The sequence below is a fragment of the Kitasatospora sp. NPDC096147 genome, from assembly GCF_044763225.1.
In the GTDB taxonomy this organism is placed as follows: domain Bacteria; phylum Actinomycetota; class Actinomycetes; order Streptomycetales; family Streptomycetaceae; genus Kitasatospora.
Map to the genome: position 1 here is coordinate 78,472 of NZ_JBIWFX010000011.1, position 19,083 is coordinate 97,554.

A 19,083-nucleotide genomic window follows, 5' to 3' on the forward strand; every position below is an offset into this window, starting at 1 on the left:
GCCGGTCTCCGGACACCTCCGGTCAGCGGGGGTACCGACCGACCGGGCAGCGCTTAACGCCCCCGGCCCGGCACGGACCGGGACGACCCGTCCCCGGCCCACGGACCCCGGCGGCCCGGCCGGAGACACGCGGCGGGACACCGCCCAGCGAACCGCTCCCCCGCACCGGTGGCGGCCGCCGGCCGAGCCCCCAGCCGGACCGACCGCTCGGACCCCGGCCCGTCAACGACCGACAACCACCCGCCGGGCAGTCCCCCCCAGTCGGAGCCCGGACCACCAAACGGGCCGGTGACACAGCAATAGGAACGACCGGCACCGGCCCACGACAGGACACCGCGCCACAACCCTCCGAACCCCCGGCCGGACCGACCGCTCGGATCCCGGCCCGTCACCGACCACCACACGCCGGGCAGTGGCCACCCCCGGGGCCGGTGACGCAGCAGCAGGGACGACCGGCACCGGCCCACGGCAGGACACCGGGCCACCACCCTCCGAACCCCCGGCCCCCGAACCGGTGGCGGACGGTCAGGACAGGCGGCGGGCGCCGGCCGAGGGGACGGCGGTGAAGGCGCGCGGCTCCGCGTAGCCGGCCGCCGCGAAGGCGGCGAGCACGGCGTCCGAGACGGCCGTCAGCTGCTCCTCGCGGACCAGCGCGATGACCGAGCCGCCGAAGCCGCCGCCGGTCATCCGGGCGCCGAGCGCACCGGCCTCGACCGCGACCGCCACCGCCAGGTCGGTCTCCGGGCAGGAGACCCGGTAGTCGTCGCGGAGCGAGGCGTGACCCGCCGTCAGCACCGGGCCCAGCCCGGCGAACTCACCCGCGTCCAGCAGGGCCACGGCCTGCTGGACCCGGGCGTCCTCGGTCACCACGTGGGCGACCAGCGGGGCCAGCTCGTCCGGCAGCCGGTCCAGCGCGTCGGCCAGGCCCTCCGGGGCCAGGTCGCGCAGCGCGGGGAGGCCGAGCAGCGCGGCGGCCTTCTCGCAGCCGGCCCGCAGCTCGGCGTAGGCGCCGTCGCCCAGGTCGTGCTTGACCCGGGTGTCCACCACCAGCAGCCGCAGCCCCTGGGCGGCCAGGTCGAGCGGCACCTGGCGCTGCGTCAGGTCCCGGGTGTCCAGCACCAGCGCGTTGCCCTCTGAGCAGCACATCGAGGCCATCTGGTCCATCACGCCGCAGGGGACGCCGACGAAGGCGTTCTCGGCGAACTGCGCCAGCTGCGCCAGGTCGGCGTTGTTCAGCGGCAGGTCGTACAGGTCCCGGTAGGCGGTGGCGACCACGCACTCCAGTGCGGCGGAGGAGGACAGGCCCGCCCCGCCCGGCACGTCGCTGTCGAACCAGAAGTCGGCGCCGCCGACCAGGTAGCCCGCCTCGCGCAGCGCCCAGACCACGCCGGCCGGGTACTTGGCCCAGCCCTCCACGGAGCCGGGGGCGAGCCCCTCGACCGCGACCTCGGTCACCTGGCCGTCGCCCTGCTCGCTCCAGAACCGGAGCAGGCCGTCGGTGCGCAGCCGGACCGCCGCCTTGGCGGCGTGCGGCAGCGCGATCGGGAGCACGAACCCGTCGTTGTAGTCGGTGTGCTCGCCGATCAGGTTGACGCGGCCGGGGGCCGCCCAGACTCCGGTCGGGGCGGCTCCGTGGACGGACTGGAAATCGGTCATGCCTGCTTCTTCTCCAGGGTGAACTGCCAGGCGTCACGGACGATCTCGTCCAGCTCCGGGCGGCGGGGGGTCCAACCGAGCGCCTCGTGCGCGCGGGCGGCGGAGGCGACCAGGGCGGCCGGGTCGCCGGGGCGGCGGTCGGCGACCACGACCGGGATCTCCCGGCCGGTGACGCGCTTGACGGACTCGATCACCTCGCGGACCGAGAAGCCGCTGCCGTTGCCGAGGTTGCAGATCAGGTGCTCGCCGGGCTTGGCCGCGGCGATCGCCAGCAGGTGGGCCTCGGCCAGGTCCGCGACGTGGATGTAGTCGCGGATGCAGGTGCCGTCCGGGGTCGGGTAGTCCTCGCCGAAGACGGCGATGTGCGGACGCTCGCCCAGCGCGGCCTGGAAGACCAGCGGGATCAGGTGCGACTCCGGGTCGTGCCGCTCGCCGTAGGCGCCGTACGCGCCGGCCACGTTGAAGTAGCGCAGCGAGACCGCGGCCAGGCCGTGGGCGATCGCCTCGCTGGTGATCAGGTGGTCCACCGCGAGCTTGGTGGCGCCGTAGGCGTTGGTCGGCGCGGTGCGGGCGGTCTCCTTGATCGGGACCTCGTCCGGCTCGCCGTAGGTGGCGGCGGTGGAGGAGAAGACCAGGCGGCGGACGCCGGCCTTGCGCATCGCGCTGATCAGCTCCAGCGAGCCGGCCACGTTGTTGCGCCAGTACTTCTCCGGGTCCGCGACGGACTCGCCGACCTGCGAGGAGGCGGCGAAGTGCAGCACGCCGTCGAAGGAGGAGTCCAGCACCTCGGCGGCGTCCTGGATCCGGCCCCGGACGAACTCGGCACCGGCCGGGACGCCCTCCAGGAAGCCGGTGGAGAGGTCGTCGAGCACGGTGACCTGGTGGCCGGCCTCCAGCAGGTGCGCGCCGACCACGCTGCCGACGTATCCAGCGCCACCCGTGACCAGGTACTTACCCATGTGTTGCGACCTCCCGCAGGCGGTGTGCCGCCTGTTCGGGCGACACGTCGTTCATGAAAGCGTCCATACCGGATTCGGTCCCGGCCAGGAACTTGAGCTTGCCTACCGTACGACGGATCGTGAAGAGCTCCAGGTGCAGGGCCAGTTCGTCCCGGTGCCCGGCGGGGGCCTGGTGCCAGGCGGAGATGTACGGGGTGGGCGCACTCGAGTCGAAGAGACGGTCGAAGCGGCGCAGCAGTTCCAGGTAGATCCCCGGGAACTCGGCCCGCTCGGCCTCGTTCAGGCCGGTCAGGTCGGGGGTGCGGCGGTTGGGGTAGAGGTGCACCTCATACGGCCAGCGGGCGGCGAACGGGACGAAGGCCGTCCAGTGCTCGCCCGTCAGCACCACCCGTTCGGGGTGCGCGAGCTGATCGGCGATCAGGTCGTCGAAGAGGTTGCGGCCGGTGGCGGCGCGGTGCGCGGTGGCGGCGGCGACCGCCTTGGTGGTGCGCGGGGTGGTGAACGGGAAGGCGTAGACCTGCCCGTGCGGGTGGGCCAGCGTCACGCCGATCTCCACGCCCCGGTTCTCGAAGCAGTAGACCTGCTCGATGCCGGGGAGTGCGGAGAGCGCGGCCGTCCGGTCGGTCCAGGCGTCCAGCACCAGGCCGGCCTGCTGCTCCGTCAGACCCGCGAAGGACAGGTCGTGCTGGGAGGTGAAGCAGACCACCTCGCAGCGGCCCGCGCCCGGGGCGGTCCGGTGGAACGGGGCCGGGTCGGCGGCCACGTGGTCGGCGGCCGCCAAGGCCAGCGAGGGGAAGCGGTTCTCGAACACCGCCACCTGGTAGTCCGGCGCGGGGACCTCGCTCAGCCGGCCGTCCCGGGACGGGCAGAGCGGGCACTCGTCGGCCGGCGGGTGGTAGGTGCGGCCCTGGCGGTGTGCGGCGACCGTCACGTGGTCGCCGGTGACCGGGTCGCGGCGGATCTCGGACAGCGCGGTGGTGGGCTCCAGCGGACGCAGGTCGCTGTAGTTCCGGTCGGCGACGGTGCCGTCCGCGTCGAAGTAGATCAGCTCACGGCCGTCGGCAAGCTTGGTGGTGGTCTTCTGCACGGCAACATGGTCGAACAGAATCCAACAAGAGTCAACAGGGCGCCGCTCGGGCCGGGCCGGGCCCCGCGGAGCAGCCTGCCGCGGGCACCCGGGGCCCGGCCGGAGACGGGCGGTGCGAAGCTGCGGCGGTGGCACTCGGGTGGCCCGGACGCCGCGCTCACGGCGGAGCGGCCGCGGCCGACACCCCGTCAGAGACCCGCCGGGGCCCCCTGGTCGTACGCCGGGGTGATCCGCTCCAGCAGGCCGGTGCGGGCGGCGGTGGCGGTGGCCTCCAGCCGGGTGCGGGCACCGAGCTTCATCAGGACCCGCTGGACGTGGGTGCGGGCCGTGCTCGGGGCGATGCCCATGCCCTCGGCGATCGCTCCGGTGTCCTGCCCCTCGGCGATCCGCAGCAGGACCTGGACCTCACGGCGGGTCAGCGCCCGGAGCAGCCGGACCGCGTCGTCGTCCGGCTCGGCCAGCGGTCTCAGCAGTCGCTCGAAGGCCCCCTGGAGCACCTCGACCGCGACGGCCGCCTCGCCCGCCCGGACCCGGGCGATGGCCCGCTCGACCACCTCGATCCGCTCGTCGCTGCGGACGTACCCCGCCGCCCCGGCCGCGAACGCCGCCGCCACCCGCCCGGGTTCGCCGACCGGCCCGAGCACCACCACCGAGATCTCCGGCCGGTCCCGCCGCAGCCGCCGCACCGGCTCGAAGGCGTCCGGCCCGCCCGGCCCGGCCACCCCGACCAGGCAGACCTCGGGGCGGCGCGCCGTCACCAGCTCGCACACGGCCTTGGCCGGCGAGCCGATCGCCAGCACCCGGTGCCCGCGCAGTTGCAGGGCCGAGGCGAGCGCCTCGGCGAGCAGCCGGTGGTCGTCGACCACCACGAGCCGAACGCCCACGGCGCCTCCCAGTCCCCGTCCGGCGCACCCCACTCCGCTACCGGCGGGCGGCCGTTGACGCACCATCACAGCGCATCCGGCCCCGGCCCGCCAGAGTGCCGACAGCCCTTGCCGGAAGCGGAAACGAAAGAAGGCCCCCGCCGTTACGGCGGGAGCCTTCTGTCCGAGCCCCCATGCGGAATCGAACCGCAGACCTTCTCCTTACCATGGAGACGCTCTACCGACTGAGCTATAGGGGCTTGCCGGTCTTCGTTTCCTTCTGACCGGGCCGGTCGAACGAGGAAGACATTACACGGTGATCGCCCCGCATGTGAAATCCGCTCGGCGGCTCCGTCAGCCGCCCTCGACCGCCAGACTCCCGGGGCGTACGGCCGCCAGATCACGCCCCCTGGTCTCGGGCAGCGCCCGGAGCGCGAGCAGTGACAGCACGCCCATCCCGGCCGCGTACCAGCCGACCGGCACGGCCGTCCCGTACGCCGCCGTGAGCCTGGTCGCGACCAGGGGCGCGGTGGCCCCGCCGACCACCCCGCCGAGGTTGTAGCTCAGCGCCACCCCCGTGTACCGCAGCCGGGTCGGGAAGAGCTCCGGAAGGTAGGAGGCGATCGGCCCGAAGTGCAGCCCCAGCACCGCCATCGAGCAGACCAGCGCCCCGGCGACCAGGGCCGGCCGGGCCGTCTCCAGCAGCGGGAAGAGCGCGAGCGACCAGAGCGCGAGCACGGCCGTCGAGACCAGCAGGGTGAGCCGCCGCCCGTACCGGTCGCCCCAGCCCGCGCTCAGCCAGACCGTGCCGGCCTTCACCACCACCCCGGTCAGCAGCGCCCCCAACACCAGCCCGCCGGCCAGCCCGAGGTCGGCGGTGGCGTGGGCCAGGGCGTAGGTGGTGGTCAGGTAGAAGACGGTGTAGCCGACCATGATCGAGGCCCCGCCGAGCAGCACCGCCCGGCCGTGGCCGCGCAGCAGCTCCAGCACCGGCACCCGGGGCCGGTCCGGCTGCCCGGCGAAGAGCGGCGACTCGGCCACCTTCAGCCGGACGAACAGCCCGAACGCCACCAGCACCGCCGAGGCCAGGAACGGCACCCGCCACCCCCAGGCCAGGAAGGCCTCCCGGCTGAGCCCCTCGGAGAGCGCCAGGAACACCGCGTTCGCCAGGAAGAACCCGGCGCAGGGCCCGAGTTGGAGGTACCCGCCGTACCGCCCACGCCGCCCGGCCGGCGCGTGCTCGGCCAGCAGCAGCGCCGCCCCGCCCCACTCCCCGCCCAGGCCGATCCCCTGACCGAACCTCAGCACCACCAGCAGCACCGGCGCCCAGATCCCCCACGCCCCGTACCCGGGCAGCAGCCCGACCAGCGCGGTGGAGACGCCCATCAGCAGCAGCGACCCGACCAGGGTGGTCTTCCGGCCCAGCCGGTCGCCGTAGTGCCCGAACAGCACCGCCCCGACCGGACGGGCCAGGAAGGCCACCGCGTAGACCGAGAAGGCGGCCAGCAGCGAGCCGGTGGTGCCCAGCCCCGGGAAGAAGACCCGGCCGAAGACCAGCGCCGCGGCCGTGCCGTAGAGGAAGAAGTCGTAGAACTCGATCGTGGTGCCGACCAGCGCGGCGGCGGCGACCCGCCGCAGCGCGGGGGCCTGAGTGGGCGTCATGGCCCCACCCTGGCGGCGGTGCGGGTACGCAGCACAGCGGTCATCCGGGTGACCGGGTGGTGCACCGCCGGCCGCCGCTCCGGGGGCGCGCGCCCGTCGGTGCCGAGGCGCGGAGGGCCCGGGCCGCCCTCCGCGCCCGGCGGGTCGTTCTAAGCTGGCGTCGTACGTTCCGTTTCCGTCCCTGGTGGGTGAGTGCGTGTCAGCCTCGTGGTGGGCGCAGGCCGCCAGGACCGGACGCCCGCCCGTGCCGTGGGGGCTGATGGCGCGCGGGGCGGCCGGGATGGGGACGCCGCTGGCCCTCGGCCTGCTGACCGGGCGCCTCGACCTCGGGGTGTACGCCGGGCTCGGCGCGATGCACGCCACCATGAACGACCGGGACGAGCCCGCCGGTCTGCGGGTGCCCCGGATCGCCGGGGCGGTCGGCGCCTCCGCGCTCGGCATGCTGACCGGCGCCGCGCTCCAGCACTTCGGGGCCCCCACCCTGCTGGCCGGCCTGGTGCTCACCCTGCTCGGCTTCGCCTCCGGCGCCCTCAGCGCGACCGGCCCGCGCGGCTCCGGCGCCGGGATGCTGCTGCTGGTCTCGGCCACCCTGGGCGCCGGGATGCCGCTCTCCACCCCCTGGTGGGCGGCGGCCCCGACCATGCTGACGGGCGCCGCGTTCGTCGTGCTGCTCGGCACCCTCCGCCCCTCCCGCCGCCCGGCCGCCGACCCGCGCCGCCGTGCGCTGGCCGCCGCCCTGACCGCCCTCGGCACCACTCTTGCCGACCTCGGCACCCCCCGCGGGGCGGACTCGCGCCAGACCCTCACCGCCCGGCTCAACCAGCTCCAGGACCTGCTGCCGCCGCACCGGACGGGCCGTCAGGAATCCGAACGGGTCCGGCAGCTGCGCACCCTGTACGAGGCCGCCCTGGCCGCCACCGAGACCGCCAGCGGACTGCTCTGGGCCTGGCGCCCCGTCCCCGCCGAGGTGGCCGCCCTGCCCCGGCAGCTGGCCGCCGCCGTGCTCGGTGCCGCCCCACCGCCCGGCTATCCCGACTGGCGGCCCGACACCCCGGCCCTGCGCGCCCTGGACGCCGCCCTGCGCGACCTCACCGACGCGGTGGCCGGCCGCCCGGTGGTGCTCGGCACCGCCCCCGCCCCGCCGCCCGACCCCTGGCGGCTGCGGGCCCGGCTGCTCTCCCCCGCCTCGGTCCGCTACGGCCTGCGGGTGGCCCTCTGCATCGCGGTCGCCTCGCTGCTCACCGCCGGGGTGCCGCTCAGCCGGGGGTACTGGGTGCCGATGACGGTCGCCTTCGTGCTCAAGCCCGACCTCGGCTCGGTGTTCCAACGGGCCGTCAGCCGCTCGGTCGGCACCGTGCTCGGCGTCGCCGTCACCGCCGGGCTGCTCTCCCTGACCACCTCGGAGTGGGCCCTGGCCGCGATCGCCGCGCTCTGCGTCGCGCTGCTGCCGTACTCGCTGGGCGTGCACTACGGGCTGAACGCCGCCGTGATGACGCCGATGGCGCTGATCCTGGTGCAGTTCGGCGGCGAGTCCGGCACCGAGGAGCTCTGGCCCCGGGTCCTGGACACCGCGCTGGCCAGCGCGATCGTGCTGGTCTTCGGCTACCTGCTCTGGCCCGAGCGCCCGCAGCACCGGATCGAACCCCGGCTGGCCACCGCCGCCACCGCCGTCCGGGCCTACCTGGCCTCGGTGGTCACCGAGGGACCGCCGGTGGCCGAGGTCTGGCTGCGCCGCACCGCCTACCGGGCCCTGGCCGACGCCCGCCAGGAGGTCCGGCACGGCCTCACCGAACCCCCGCCGAACGGACGGCTGGCCGCCCAGTGGCTCCCGGCCACCGCCGCCCTGGAACGCCTGGCCGGCGCCGTCGCCGCCTACGGCGCCCAGATCCGCTACGGCGACCGCTCCCCCGACCCGGCCGAGGCGGCCCGCGTCCTCGACGCCCTCGACCGCCTCACGGCCGCCGCCCGCAGCCACCGCCCCCCGTCCGGCCTGACGGAGCGTCCGAGCGCACCGCACGACCCCACCCTGAGCGCCCTGGCCCGCGCGGCGAATGAACTCGACGCCCTGCTGGCCTGACCGGCGAGGCCCGCCAGGCAGGCACCCGGGGCACGGGGAACCGCGCGCGGGGGAACGGCAGCACGTGCCACCGGCTGACGGTGGGTCGGCTGACGGTGGGCCGGTTGCCGGTGGGCCGCCCTCGGTACCCGCGCCTCGGCGCGGCTCCCTGCTCAGACCTCTTCGGCCAGCTCCAGCCAGGCCATCTCCAGCTCCTCCTTCTCCTCGCGGACCTTGCGCAGCTGCGCGTCCAGCTCGGCGACCTTGGAGAAGTCGGCGGCGTTGTCGGCCAGTTGGGTGTGCAGCTTGGACTCCTGCTGGTCCAGCTTGGAGATCTGGCGCTCCAGCTTCTGCATCTCCTTCTTGGCCGCCCGGGTGTCCCCCGCCGGCTTGGCGGCGGCGACCGGGGCCTGGACGGCCGAGGCCGCGGCGGCCTGCTCGGCCATCCGGGTGCGCCGCTCCAGGTACTCGTCCACGCCGTTGGGGAGCATCCGCAGCCGCTGGTCACCGAGCAGCGCGTGCACGGTGTCGGTGGTGCGCTCGATGAAGAACCGGTCGTGCGAGATCACGATCATCGAGCCGGGCCAGCCGTCGAGCAGGTCCTCCAGCTGGTTGAGGGTCTCGATGTCCAGGTCGTTGGTGGGCTCGTCCAGGAAGAGCACGTTGGGCTCGTCCATCAGCAGCCGGAGCAGCTGGAGCCGCCGCCGCTCACCGCCCGACAGGTCGCCGACCGGCGTCCACTGCTTGTCCTTGCCGAAGCCGAACTGCTCGCAGAGCTGACCGGCACTCATCTCCCGGCCCTTGCCGAGGTCGACCCGCCCGCGGATCTGCTCGACGGCCTGGAGCACCCGGGTGGCCGGGTCCAGCTCGGCGATCTCCTGCGAGAGGTACGCCAGCCGCACCGTCTTGCCGACCTTGATCACGCCGGAGGCGGGCTGCACGTCGCCCTGGCTGGCGTGGGCGGCCTGCATGGCGCGCAGCAGCGAGGTCTTGCCGGCGCCGTTGACGCCCAGCAGGCCGATCCGCTCGCCCGGGCCGAGGTTCCAGGTGAGGTTCTCCAGCAGCAGCTTGGGGCCAGCCTTGACGGTGACGTTCTCCAGCTCGAAGACCGTGCGGCCCAGGCGGGCGTTGGCGAACTTCATCAGTTCGCTCTTGTCCCGGGGCTCCGGCACGTCGGCGATCAGGGCGTTGGCCGCCTCGATCCGGTAGCGCGGCTTGGAGGTCCGGGCCGGGGCGCCGCGGCGCAGCCAGGCCAGCTCCTTGCGGGCCAGGTTCTGCCGCTTCTGCTCCTCGGTCGCCTCGATCCGGGAGCGCTCGGCGCGGGCGAAGACGTAGTCGGAGTAGCCGCCCTCGTACTCGCGGACCTCGCCGCGCTGGACGTCCCACATCCGGGTGCAGACCTGGTCCAGGAACCACCGGTCGTGGGTCACGCAGACCAGCGCGGAGCGCCGGTTCTGCAGGTGCTGGGCGAGCCAGGCGATGCCCTCGACGTCCAGGTGGTTGGTGGGCTCGTCGAGGACGATCAGGTCGTGCTCGCCGAGCAGCAGCTGGGCCAGCGCGATCCGGCGGCGCTCGCCACCGGAGAGCGGGCCGATCACGGTGTCCAGGCCGTCCGCGAAGCCGGGCAGGTCCAGGCCGCCGAACAGGCCCTGGATGATGTCGCGGATGCGGGCGTCGCCGAGCCACTCGTGGTCGGCCCGGTCGGCGATCACCTCGTGCCGGATGGTGGCCTTCGGGTCCAGCGAGTCGTGCTGGGTGAGCACCGCCATCTGCAGGCCGCCGGAGTGGGTGATCCGGCCGCTGTCCGGCTCCTCCAGCTTGGCCAGCATCCGGATCAGGGTGGTCTTGCCGTCACCGTTGCGGCCGACGACGCCGATCCGGTCACCCTCGCTGACGCCGAGGCTGACCCCGTCGAGCAGGGCCCGGGTGCCGTAGACCTTGCTGACGGACTCGATGGTGGCGAGGTTGACGGCCACTGCTGCGCGCTCCTGAGCTAGGGACAGTCCCGGAGTACGCCCCCGGGACCTGTCCAGCCTAGTCGAGCGGCCGTCGGGGCCCTCAGTGCGCGGCGTCCAGCCGGGCCCGCTGATCCTCCGTCAGCTCCAGGTCGAGGGCGGCCAGGCTCTCGTCCAGCTGGGCCACCGAGGAGGCCCCGGTCAGCGGGATCACCGGCACCTCGCCGCCGAGCAGCCAGGCCAGCACCACCTGGTTGTGGGTGGCGCCGGTCTCCTTGGCCACCCGGTCCAGCTCCGCGCTGCGGGCCCGGGTGCCCGCGTGGTCGAAGGCCGGGTCCAGCGGCTTGGCCGTCTCATTGCCGTAGCTGCCGCCGAGCAGCGGCGAGTACGCGACCATCGCCAGCTCCGGGTTGGCCCGCACGTACGAGAGCAGGTCGCCGACCACCACCCCGGCGTCGCCGTCCGGCGAGAGCGGGCTCGGCCGGTCGGCCCGGCGGCGGAAGTAGCTGTGGCTGTACTGGAGCACCTCGTACCCGGCCAGGCCGTCCCGGGCCGCCAGCTGCCGGGCCCGCTCGACCTGCCAGGACCAGTGGTTGCTGACCCCCAGCAGGCCGACGGTGCCCTCGGCCACCAGGGCGCCGAACGCGCCGACCGTCTCGGCGAGCTCCACCGCCGGGTCCTGCACGTGGGCGTAGAGCAGGTCCAGCTTCTCCACCCCGAGCCGCTGCCGGCTCTCCTCCGCCTCCCGCCGGATCGCCGCCGCCGACAGGCCCTCGCGGTTCTCCACGTAGCCGGTGCCGACCGCCTTCGGGCGGGCACCCAGCTTGGTGGCGATCACCACCTCGTCGGTGATCCCCCGGCTGCGCCGCCAGTTGCCGAGCACCTGCTCGCTGGCACCGCCCCGGCTGTCGTCCAGCCAGTAGGCGTAGTTGTTGGCGGTGTCGACGAAGGTGCCGCCGGCCTCCACGAAGCGGTCCAGCACCGCGAAGGCGGTGGCCTCGTCGGTGCGGGTGCCGAACAGCATCGCGCCCAGGCTGAGCACGCTGACCTCACGGCGGTGCTGCGGATCGGTGCCGATGGTGCGGTAGCGCATGGCGGAGCTCTCCCCGTTCTCACGGCCCGTCAGCTACGGGCCCGTGCAGAGGAGTCTGGGAGCTGGAGCGCGCTCCAGGTCAAGCGGAGGTCCGGACCGCCGCCCCCGGCACCGGGCCGTACGTGACGTGCGCGGCCCGGCAGGTGCCGGACTCGCGCAGGGCCCGGGCGATGCCCTCGGCCGCCTCGGCGTCCTTGGCCAGGAAGGCGGTGGTCGGGCCGGAGCCGGAGACCAGCGCGGCCAGCGCGCCCGCCGCCGTGCCGGCCCGCAGGGTGTCGGCCAGCGAGGGGCGGAGCGAGACGGCGGCGGCCTGGAGGTCGTTGGCCAGTGCGTCGGCGAGCAGTATCGGGTCACCGGCCGCCAGCGCGGCGAGCAGCGCCGGGTCGGCGTCGGGGTCCGGTAGTTCCTCGGATGTGTACCCGGTGCCGGCCTCGGCCCGGAGGCGGTCGCACTCGCGGTAGACCGCCGGGGTGGAGAGCCCGCCGTCGGCCACCGCGAACACCCAGTGGAAGGTGCCCTCGACCGGCAGCGGGGTCAGGATCTCGCCCCGGCCCCGGCCCAGCGCCACCCCGCCGAGCAGCGCGAACGGCACGTCCGAGCCCAGCTCGGCGGCCAGCCCGTGCAGCACCTCGGCAGGGGTGCCCAGCTCCCACAGCGCGTCGCAGGCGACCAGCGCGGCGGCCCCGTCGGCGCTGCCGCCGGCCATCCCGCCGGCCACCGGGATGGCCTTCTCGATGTGCAGCGCGACGTTCGCCTCGATGCCGTGGTGGGCGGCCAGCGCGTACGCGGCCCGGGCGGCGAGGTTGCTGTCGTCCAGCGGCACCTGGTCCGAGCCGGGGCCCTCGCAGGTCAGCGTGACGCCCTCGCCCTGACGGGCCGTCACCAGGTCGCCGAGGGCGACCGCGAAGAACACGTTGGCCAGGTCGTGGAAGCCGTCCGGGCGCAGACCGCCCACGCCCAGCTGCACGTTGACCTTGGCGGGGACCCGGACGGTGACCATCAGCTGTCGCCCTTCGGCTTGTGCTCGGCGATCGCCGCGAACTGTTCCACCGTCAGCATCTCGCCGCGCAGGGTGTGGTCGATCCCCGCCCCGCGCAGCGCCTCCTCGGCGGCGGCCGGCGAGCCGGCCCAGCCGGCCAGCGCGGCCCGCAGGGTCTTGCGGCGCTGCGCGAAGGCGGCGTCCACCACGGCGAACACCTCCTGCCGGGTGGCGGTGGTCTTCGGCGGCTCGCGGCGGATCAGCGAGACCAGCCCGGAGTCGACGTTCGGCGCGGGCCAGAAGACGTTCCGCCCGATCGCACCGGCCCGCTTCACGTCCGCGTACCAGTTGGCCTTCACGGACGGGACGCCGTAGACCTTGTTCCCCGGCTTGGCGGCGAGGCGGTCGGCGACCTCGCTCTGCACCATCACCAGGGTGCGCTCGATGCTCGGGAAGGTGGCCAGCATGTGCAGCAGCACCGGCACGGCCACGTTGTACGGCAGGTTGGCCACCAGCGCGGTGGGCGGCGGGCCCGGCAGCTCGGTGACCTCCATCGCGTCGCTCAGCACCAGGTCGAAGCGGCCCGCCCGCTCCGGCATCCGGGCCGCGATCGTGGTCGGCAGGTGCTGCGCCAGCAGCGGGTCGATCTCCACCGCCGTGACGTGCTCCGCCACCTCCAGCAGCGCCAGCGTCAGTGACCCGAGCCCCGGCCCGACCTCCACCACCGCGTCCTCGGCCGTCACCCCGCCCGCCCGGACGATCCGCCGCACGGTGTTCCCGTCGATGACGAAGTTCTGCCCGCGCTGCTTGGTCGGCTTCACACCCAGCGTGGCGGCCAGCTCCCGGATGTCGGAGGCGCCCAGGAGGTGGCTGTCGGGGGTGGTGGGTTCTTCGGTGCTGCTCACCCGGCAAGGATAAGGGTCAGAGCTCCACGACCTGCTTCAGATCGATCTCGACGGCGAACGGCAGCTCCGCCCGGAGCAGGCCCTCGTGCACGGCGACCGGCAGGTAGACGCCCTGGGCCTCATCCCGGTGGAACTCGTGCACCACCGGAAGGTCGTCCTCACCGCGCTCCACCCGCCAGTAGAACGGAATGCCCGCTTCTGCGTACTGCCCCGGCTTACGGAACCGATCGTTGGCCCGTGAGCTGGGCGTCACCACCTCGACCAGCAGCACGATCGCCGTCGGCGGAAGACCCTCCAGGGCGAAGACGTCCAGTCCGGCCGGGTCGAAGACCACGGCATCGGGCCTGACGACATTGTGGGGGTCGAGCAGCACCGTCGTCGGGTGCGTCACCGTGAAGGGCGTCGGCCTCACCCGGTGCAGCGCCTCCGCCAAGGCGTCCCGAACCACGTCGTGCCAGAAGTCGGTGCGGGCCCGAGGCGTGACCACGCCGTCCACCAGGTCCCAGTCGAACGGAACGTCGACTTCCGCGACCTGGTGGTACGTCCACCCACGGGACGGGGACTCCATCCATTCGTCGATCACGAGCCGAGCCTAGGCCGGAACGCCCGGCTCAGTAGCCGAAGGCGCGGGCCGTGTTGGCGGCGATGGCGGTGGCGAGTTCGTCCTCGTGCAGGCCGAGGGTGTCGGCCATCGAGCGGAGGGTCACCGGGATGAGGTACGGGGCGTTGGGGCGGCCCCGGTAGGGGTGGGGGGTGAGGAAGGGGGCGTCGGTCTCGATCAGGACGCGGTCGAGGGGGGTGACGGCCAGGGCGTCGCGCAGGGGCTGGTTGGCCTTGAAGGTGACCGGCCCGGCGAAGGAGAGGTACCAGCCGTGCTCGGCGCAGACCTTGGCCATCGCCGCGTCGCCGGAGTAGCAGTGGAAGACGGTCCGCTCGGGGGCGCCCTCCTCCAGCAGGACGGCGATGACGTCCTCGTGGGCGTCCCGGTCGTGGATGACGAGCGCCTTGCCGTGACGCTTGGCGATCTCGATGTGGCGGCGGAAGGACTCCTTCTGGATGTCCACGCCCTCCGGGCCGGTGCGGAAGTAGTCGAGGCCGGTCTCGCCGACCGCGAGCACCTGCGGGTGGGCGGCCAGCGCGTCGATCTCGGCCAGCGCGGCTTCCAGGGCGGGGGACCCGCCGGGGGCCCGGCGCTGGCCGGACCACCCGTCGGGATCGCCGAGGACGAGGCGGGGCGCCTCGTTGGGGTGCAGCGCGACGGCCGCGTGGACCTGCTCGAACTCCGCCGCCAGCTCGGCGGCCCAGCGGGAGCCGGGCACGTCGCAGCCGACCTGCACGACCGTGGTCACCCCGACCGAGGCGGCCTTGGCCAGCCCCTCGGCGGGGGTGCCGGACTGCATGTCCAGGTGGGTGTGCGAGTCGGCCACCGGCACCGCGAGCGGTGCCGGCAGCGGCGGCGGGGTCGAGCGGTCGTCGGCCATCAGGCTGCGGGCTTCTCTTCCAGGCGGGGGAACAGGATGTCGCCCTTGGTCACGGTGGCCCCGGCGGGCAGCCGGCCCCAGTCCGCGACGGTGGCGATGGTCTGCGCACCGAGCGCACCGAGCGACTCCTCCGCGCCGAGCGAGTCCCACAGCTTCTGGGCGGAGACCGGCATCAGCGGGTTGAGCAGCACGGCGGTGGCCCGCAGCGCCTCGGCGGCGGTGTACAGGATGGTGGCCAGGCGCGCCTGGCCCTCCTCCGAGGCGTCCTTGGCCACCTTCCACGGCTCCTGCTCGGTGAGGTAGCCGTTGACCTGCTTGATGAAGTCGAAGACGGCCGCGATGCCGCCCGCGAAGTCCAGCTCCTCGCCGATCTTGCGGTCGGCGAGCTGAGTGGCCGTCACCAGCCCTGCCGCGACGGCGGCTTCGTCCTCACCGGCCGCCGTGGCGGCGGGCAGCTTGCCGTCGAAGTACTTGCCGACCATGGCCGCCACCCGGGAGGCCAGGTTGCCGAAGTCGTTGGCCAGCTCGGAGGTGTACCGGGCGGAGAAGTCCTCCCAGGAGAACGAACCGTCGGTGCCGAACGGGATGGCCCGCAGGAAGTAGTAGCGGTAGGCGTCCACGCCGAAGTGCGAGGTGAGGTCCTGCGGCGCGATGCCGGTCAGGTTCGACTTCGACATCTTCTCGCCGCCGACCATCAGCCAGCCGTTGGCGACCACCCGCTTGGGCAGCGGCAGCCCGGCGGCCATCAGCATGGCCGGCCAGATCACCGCGTGGAAGCGCAGGATGTCCTTGCCGACCAGGTGCACCGAGGCGGGCCAGAGCTCGGCGAACCGCTCCGGGTCGGAGCCGTAGCCGGCGGCGGTGATGTAGTTCTGGAGGGCGTCCACCCAGACGTAGAGGACGTGCTTCTCGTCCCAGGGCAGCGGGACGCCCCAGTTGAAGGTGGAGCGGGAGATCGAGAGGTCCTTGAGGTCCTGCTCGACGAAGCGGAGCACCTCGTTGCGGGCCGAGGCCGGCTGGATGAAGTCCGGGTTGGCCGCGTAGAACTCCAGCAGCTGCGGGCCGTAGGCGGAGAGCCGGAAGAAGTAGTTCTCCTCCTCCAGCCACTCGACCGGGCGCTTGTGCACCGGGCAGAGCTTCTCGTCCTCGGTGGCGCCGGGCAGCAGCTCGCCGGGCAGCTTGTACTCCTCGCAGCCCACGCAGTACGGGCCGGAGTAGCCGCCCTTGTAGATCTCGCCCTTGTCGAACAGGTCCTGGACGAATTCCTGGACCCGGTCGGTGTGGCGCTTCTGGGTGGTGCGGATGAAGTCGTCGTTGGCGATGTTCAGGTGCTGCCAGAGCGGCTTCCACTCCTGCTCGACCAGCCGATCGCACCACTCCTGCGGGGTCACGCCGTTGGCGTCCGCCGTCCGCATGATCTTCTGGCCGTGCTCGTCGGTACCGGTCAGGTACCACACCTTCTCGCCGCGCTGGCGGTGCCAGCGGGTGAGGACGTCCCCGGCGACGGTGGTGTACGCGTGGCCCAGGTGCGGGCGATCGTTCACGTAGTAGATCGGGGTGGTGACGTAGTAGGCCGAGTTCGGTGCCTCGGTGGTGCTGTGCTCTGCAGTGGCCGCCATGGCCGAAATCTTAGCGGCGCGAAGGAACCACCCTCGACTGGTTAAGGCCGGGGGTGGTTCCGGGCGGGAGGTGGGCTCCGGTGGGTCAGGCTGCGCGGCCGAAGAGCGAGCGCAGCCAGGTCCGGAAGGAGCGGTGCGGGAGCCGGGTGACCGGGCTGTCGGGCTCGGCGTGCGAGGCGTAGCCGGGCGAGGAGTGCCGGTTGTGCTCGGCGGCGGAGACCCGGCCCTCGCGCATGATCCGGACGGTGTGGCCGCCGCAGCCGGGGCAGGTCGGCTTGAGCAGCGGGGAGGGCACCCGGACGCCGTTGGCGTGGTACTCGATCACGGTGTGGCCGTCTCGGGCGGTGTGGTGCTCGATCCGGTACCCCTGCTCCCAGCCGTAGCCACAGCTGAGGCAGGCGAAGGAGTACGCCTCGTGGACGGTCTCCACGGGGGTGTGCATGCCGGACGGCGTGTTGGCCGGGGTGGTGGTCGGGGTGCCGATCGTGTCGCTCATGGCCGTCTCCCAGCGCCCGCCGGGCGCTCGCCCGGCTCGGGTCTTTCCATCCCAGGGAATGCCCGGGGCCCACGCTCCGCCAACCGGCTTTCCGAACCTTGGCGTCGAATTGGGAAGCCTTGTACGACAAGCGGGTGAAAGCTTCAACGAGCCTTGGCTTTACGCGGTACTCCCTCCAAGGTACGCGCCCGGGAACCCCCCTGCTCAGCCGCCTTTCACGCGCCTTTCACGCGCCCCCCGGCGCGTTCCGGAGCCACTGTTCAACCGGCGTGTTTGGCGGCCACCACGGCGTCGAAGACCTCCCGCTTGGGCAGCCCGAGCTCGGCCGCCACCGAGGCGATCGCCTCCTTGCGGCGCTCCCCGGCCGCCTCCTCCCGGAGGGCCACCAGCCGGGCCAGCTCGGCCGGGGTGTGCTCCTGCGGCGGGGCCGGCGGGGCGCCCGCCACCACCACGGTGATCTCGCCCCGGACGCCGTCCGCGGCCCAGGCGGCCAGCTCGGCCAGCGGGCCGCGCTTGACCTCCTCGTAGGTCTTGGTGAGCTCCCGGCAGACCGCCGCCGGGCGGTCCGCGCCGAGCGCCTCGGCCATCGCGGTCAGCGCCTCGGCGATCCGGTGCGGGGCCTCGAAGAAGACCATGGTGCGCGGCTCGGCCTTGAGCTCGGCCAGCGTGCGGGCCCGGTCGCCGTTCTTCCGGGGCAGGAAGCCCTCGAAGGTGAAGCGGTCCACCGGCAGGCCGGAGAGGGCCAGCGCGGTCAGCACCGCCGAGGGGCCGGGCACCGCCGTCACCTTGATGCCGGCCGCCACCGCCGCGTCCACCAGCCGGTAGCCGGGGTCGGAGACCGAGGGCATCCCGGCGTCCGTCACCAGCAGCACCCGGGCGCCGTTCTTCAGCGCCTCCACCAGCTCGGGGGTGCGGCCGACCTCGTTCCCCTCGAAGTAGGAGACCACCCGCCCGGTCGGCTCCACGCCGAGCGCCTGGGTCAGCCGGCGCAGCCGCCGGGTGTCCTCGGCCGCGATCACGTCGGCCGAGCCGAGCTCGGTCAGCAGCCGGGGCGGCGCGTCCGCCACGTCGCCGATGGGGGTCCCTGCAAGCACCAGTACGCCAGTCACCCGCCCATCCTCCCAGACCCGGGGAGAGCGGTCAGGAATGGAGAAGCACAGGTGGCCGGGTCGCCCGTAGCGTGAGGACCACGGAAGGCAGCACGGCCCCTCACCAAGGAGAAGCGTCATGAAGGCTCACGTCAGCTCGATCCTGCTCGGTGTCCGCGACCTCGACCGGGCCAAGGAGTTCTACACCGAGGGCCTCGGCTGGAAGATCAAGAACGACTTCGGCATCTCGGTGTTCTTCGAGTCGGACGGCGCCTCGCCGGTCGGCTTCTACGGTCGCGAGGGCCTGGCCGACCTGGTCGGCACCTCGGCGGAGGGCAGCGGCTTCAGCGGCCTGGTGCTGACCTACGTGGTGCGCAGCGAGGCCCGGGTCGACGAGGTGATGGCCGAGGCCGCGAAGGCCGGCGCCACCGTCCTCAAGCCGGCCGGCGCCCTGCCCTGGGGCGGCTACGGCGGCACCTTCGCCGACCCGGACGGCTACGTCTGGAGCCTGGGCTACAGCGCCCAGGGCGCCGACCAGCCGTACGCCGAGTAGCCCTGCCGCCCTCACCCCGCCCCGCCCTCGCCGGGCCTGACCCCGCGTCAGGCCGACCCCGTCAGGAGTGCAGACGTGAAGTTCCTCGCCACCGTCGAACCCCCCGAGCCGATGCACGGACTGGAGGTGCCGCCCGAGGTGGTGGCGGCGCTCGGCGGGGGTGCCCGGCCGCCGGTGGTGATCACGGTGGAGGGGCACTCCTGGCGCAGCCGGGTGGCGATCCTGCGCGGGCGCCACCTGCTCGGGCTGAGCAACGCCAACCGGCGGGCGGCCGGGGTGGAGATCGGCGAGCGGGTCGAGGTGCAGGTGGAGCTCGACACCGAGCCCCGGGTGGTCGAGCTGCCGGCCGACCTCGCCGAGGCACTGGACGCGGAGCCCGCCGCCCGGGCCGCGTACGAGCTGCTCACCGACAGCCGCAAGCGCGAGCACGTGCGTGCGGTCGAGGGCGCGAAGAAGCCGGAGACCCGGCAGCGCCGGATCGAGAAGGCCGTCGCCTCCCTGCGCGGCTGACCGCCCGTCAGCTCGGCGGAAGCCCCCGGGGCCCGGCCCCGCGCCGGGTGCGGGCGGCCCCCACGGGTGGGACCTGCGGGTGGGACCTGCGGCCCCGGGCCGCCGGGTGGCCCGACCTTCG

17 protein-coding genes and 1 tRNA gene are annotated in these 19,083 nt (G+C 73.9%); 3 read left to right on the forward strand and 15 right to left on the reverse strand.

The features are described 5' to 3' along the window. Window positions 1–525 precede the first annotated feature (525 nt). The 6 genes from galK to ACIRBX_RS28605 form a co-directional block, all read right to left on the reverse strand. Complete coding sequence (gene galK, locus ACIRBX_RS28580; protein WP_402300928.1) at window positions 526–1,656, reverse strand: galactokinase; 1,131 nt, start codon at window positions 1,654–1,656, stop codon at window positions 526–528. Next, window positions 1,653–2,615 carry a UDP-glucose 4-epimerase GalE gene (gene galE, locus ACIRBX_RS28585; RefSeq protein WP_402300930.1) on the reverse strand — a complete coding sequence of 321 codons (963 nt, stop codon included), beginning with the start codon at window positions 2,613–2,615 and terminating at the stop codon, window positions 1,653–1,655. Before galE ends, galK begins: the two co-directional genes overlap by 4 nt. Then, window positions 2,608–3,702, reverse strand: coding sequence for a galactose-1-phosphate uridylyltransferase (galT, locus tag ACIRBX_RS28590; RefSeq protein WP_402300933.1), 1,095 nt, complete (start codon window positions 3,700–3,702; stop codon window positions 2,608–2,610). Before galT ends, galE begins: the two co-directional genes overlap by 8 nt. A gap of 188 nt (window positions 3,703–3,890) precedes the next feature. Next, the gene (locus ACIRBX_RS28595; RefSeq protein ID WP_402300935.1) at window positions 3,891–4,586 is read right to left on the reverse strand and encodes a LuxR C-terminal-related transcriptional regulator; all 696 of its coding nucleotides are present in this window, start codon (window positions 4,584–4,586) and stop codon (window positions 3,891–3,893) included. Window positions 4,587–4,752: 166 nt separating this feature from the next. After that, window positions 4,753–4,825: transfer RNA gene (locus ACIRBX_RS28600), tRNA-Thr, on the reverse strand. A 94-nt stretch (window positions 4,826–4,919) separates the two neighbouring features. Then, window positions 4,920–6,227, reverse strand: coding sequence for an MFS transporter (locus ACIRBX_RS28605; RefSeq protein ID WP_402300937.1), 1,308 nt, complete (start codon window positions 6,225–6,227; stop codon window positions 4,920–4,922). Between the two features lie 196 nt (window positions 6,228–6,423). On the opposite strand from ACIRBX_RS28605, the gene ACIRBX_RS28610 reads away from it, so the two are divergent. Beyond that, window positions 6,424–8,304, forward strand: coding sequence for an FUSC family protein (locus tag ACIRBX_RS28610; RefSeq protein ID WP_402300939.1), 1,881 nt, complete (start codon window positions 6,424–6,426; stop codon window positions 8,302–8,304). A 152-nt stretch (window positions 8,305–8,456) separates the two neighbouring features. On the opposite strand, the gene ACIRBX_RS28615 is transcribed toward ACIRBX_RS28610, so the two are convergent. The 9 genes from ACIRBX_RS28615 to rsmI form a co-directional block, all read right to left on the reverse strand. After that, the gene (locus ACIRBX_RS28615; protein ID WP_402300941.1) at window positions 8,457–10,259 is read right to left on the reverse strand and encodes an ABC-F family ATP-binding cassette domain-containing protein; all 1,803 of its coding nucleotides are present in this window, start codon (window positions 10,257–10,259) and stop codon (window positions 8,457–8,459) included. Window positions 10,260–10,341: 82 nt separating this feature from the next. Then, the gene (locus ACIRBX_RS28620; RefSeq protein ID WP_402300943.1) at window positions 10,342–11,331 is read right to left on the reverse strand and encodes an aldo/keto reductase; all 990 of its coding nucleotides are present in this window, start codon (window positions 11,329–11,331) and stop codon (window positions 10,342–10,344) included. Window positions 11,332–11,410: 79 nt separating this feature from the next. Then, window positions 11,411–12,331 (reverse strand): 4-(cytidine 5'-diphospho)-2-C-methyl-D-erythritol kinase, encoded by a 921-nt coding sequence (locus ACIRBX_RS28625; RefSeq protein ID WP_402300946.1) that lies wholly within the window; start codon window positions 12,329–12,331, stop codon window positions 11,411–11,413. Then, window positions 12,331–13,215 carry a 16S rRNA (adenine(1518)-N(6)/adenine(1519)-N(6))-dimethyltransferase RsmA gene (rsmA, locus tag ACIRBX_RS28630; protein ID WP_402300949.1) on the reverse strand — a complete coding sequence of 295 codons (885 nt, stop codon included), beginning with the start codon at window positions 13,213–13,215 and terminating at the stop codon, window positions 12,331–12,333. The genes ACIRBX_RS28625 and rsmA overlap by 1 nt, the downstream gene beginning before the upstream one ends. Window positions 13,216–13,231: 16 nt before the next feature. Beyond that, a complete protein-coding gene (locus ACIRBX_RS28635) occupies window positions 13,232–13,798 on the reverse strand; it encodes a Uma2 family endonuclease (RefSeq protein ID WP_402300951.1) in 567 nt (188 codons plus the stop codon). A gap of 28 nt (window positions 13,799–13,826) precedes the next feature. After that, window positions 13,827–14,696 (reverse strand): TatD family hydrolase, encoded by an 870-nt coding sequence (locus ACIRBX_RS28640; RefSeq protein WP_402300953.1) that lies wholly within the window; start codon window positions 14,694–14,696, stop codon window positions 13,827–13,829. Then, window positions 14,696–16,315, reverse strand: a complete 1,620-nt coding sequence (gene metG / locus ACIRBX_RS28645; protein WP_402300954.1) for a methionine--tRNA ligase — start codon at window positions 16,313–16,315, stop codon at window positions 14,696–14,698. Before metG ends, ACIRBX_RS28640 begins: the two co-directional genes overlap by 1 nt. 85 nt (window positions 16,316–16,400) lie before the next feature. Next, the gene (locus ACIRBX_RS28650) at window positions 16,401–16,811 is read right to left on the reverse strand and encodes a hypothetical protein (protein WP_402300957.1); all 411 of its coding nucleotides are present in this window, start codon (window positions 16,809–16,811) and stop codon (window positions 16,401–16,403) included. A gap of 260 nt (window positions 16,812–17,071) precedes the next feature. Further along, on the reverse strand, window positions 17,072–17,920 hold the full coding sequence (gene rsmI / locus ACIRBX_RS28655) for a 16S rRNA (cytidine(1402)-2'-O)-methyltransferase (protein WP_402300959.1): 849 nt from the start codon (window positions 17,918–17,920) through the stop codon (window positions 17,072–17,074). Between the two features lie 118 nt (window positions 17,921–18,038). Between rsmI and ACIRBX_RS28660 the strand changes: the two genes are divergently transcribed. Next, the gene (locus ACIRBX_RS28660; protein ID WP_402300961.1) at window positions 18,039–18,452 is read left to right on the forward strand and encodes a VOC family protein; all 414 of its coding nucleotides are present in this window, start codon (window positions 18,039–18,041) and stop codon (window positions 18,450–18,452) included. Between the two features lie 75 nt (window positions 18,453–18,527). Beyond that, entirely contained in the window at window positions 18,528–18,962 is a 435-nt protein-coding gene (locus tag ACIRBX_RS28665) for a YdeI/OmpD-associated family protein (protein ID WP_402300963.1), read from the forward strand. The last annotated feature ends 121 nt before the right edge of the window (window positions 18,963–19,083 follow it).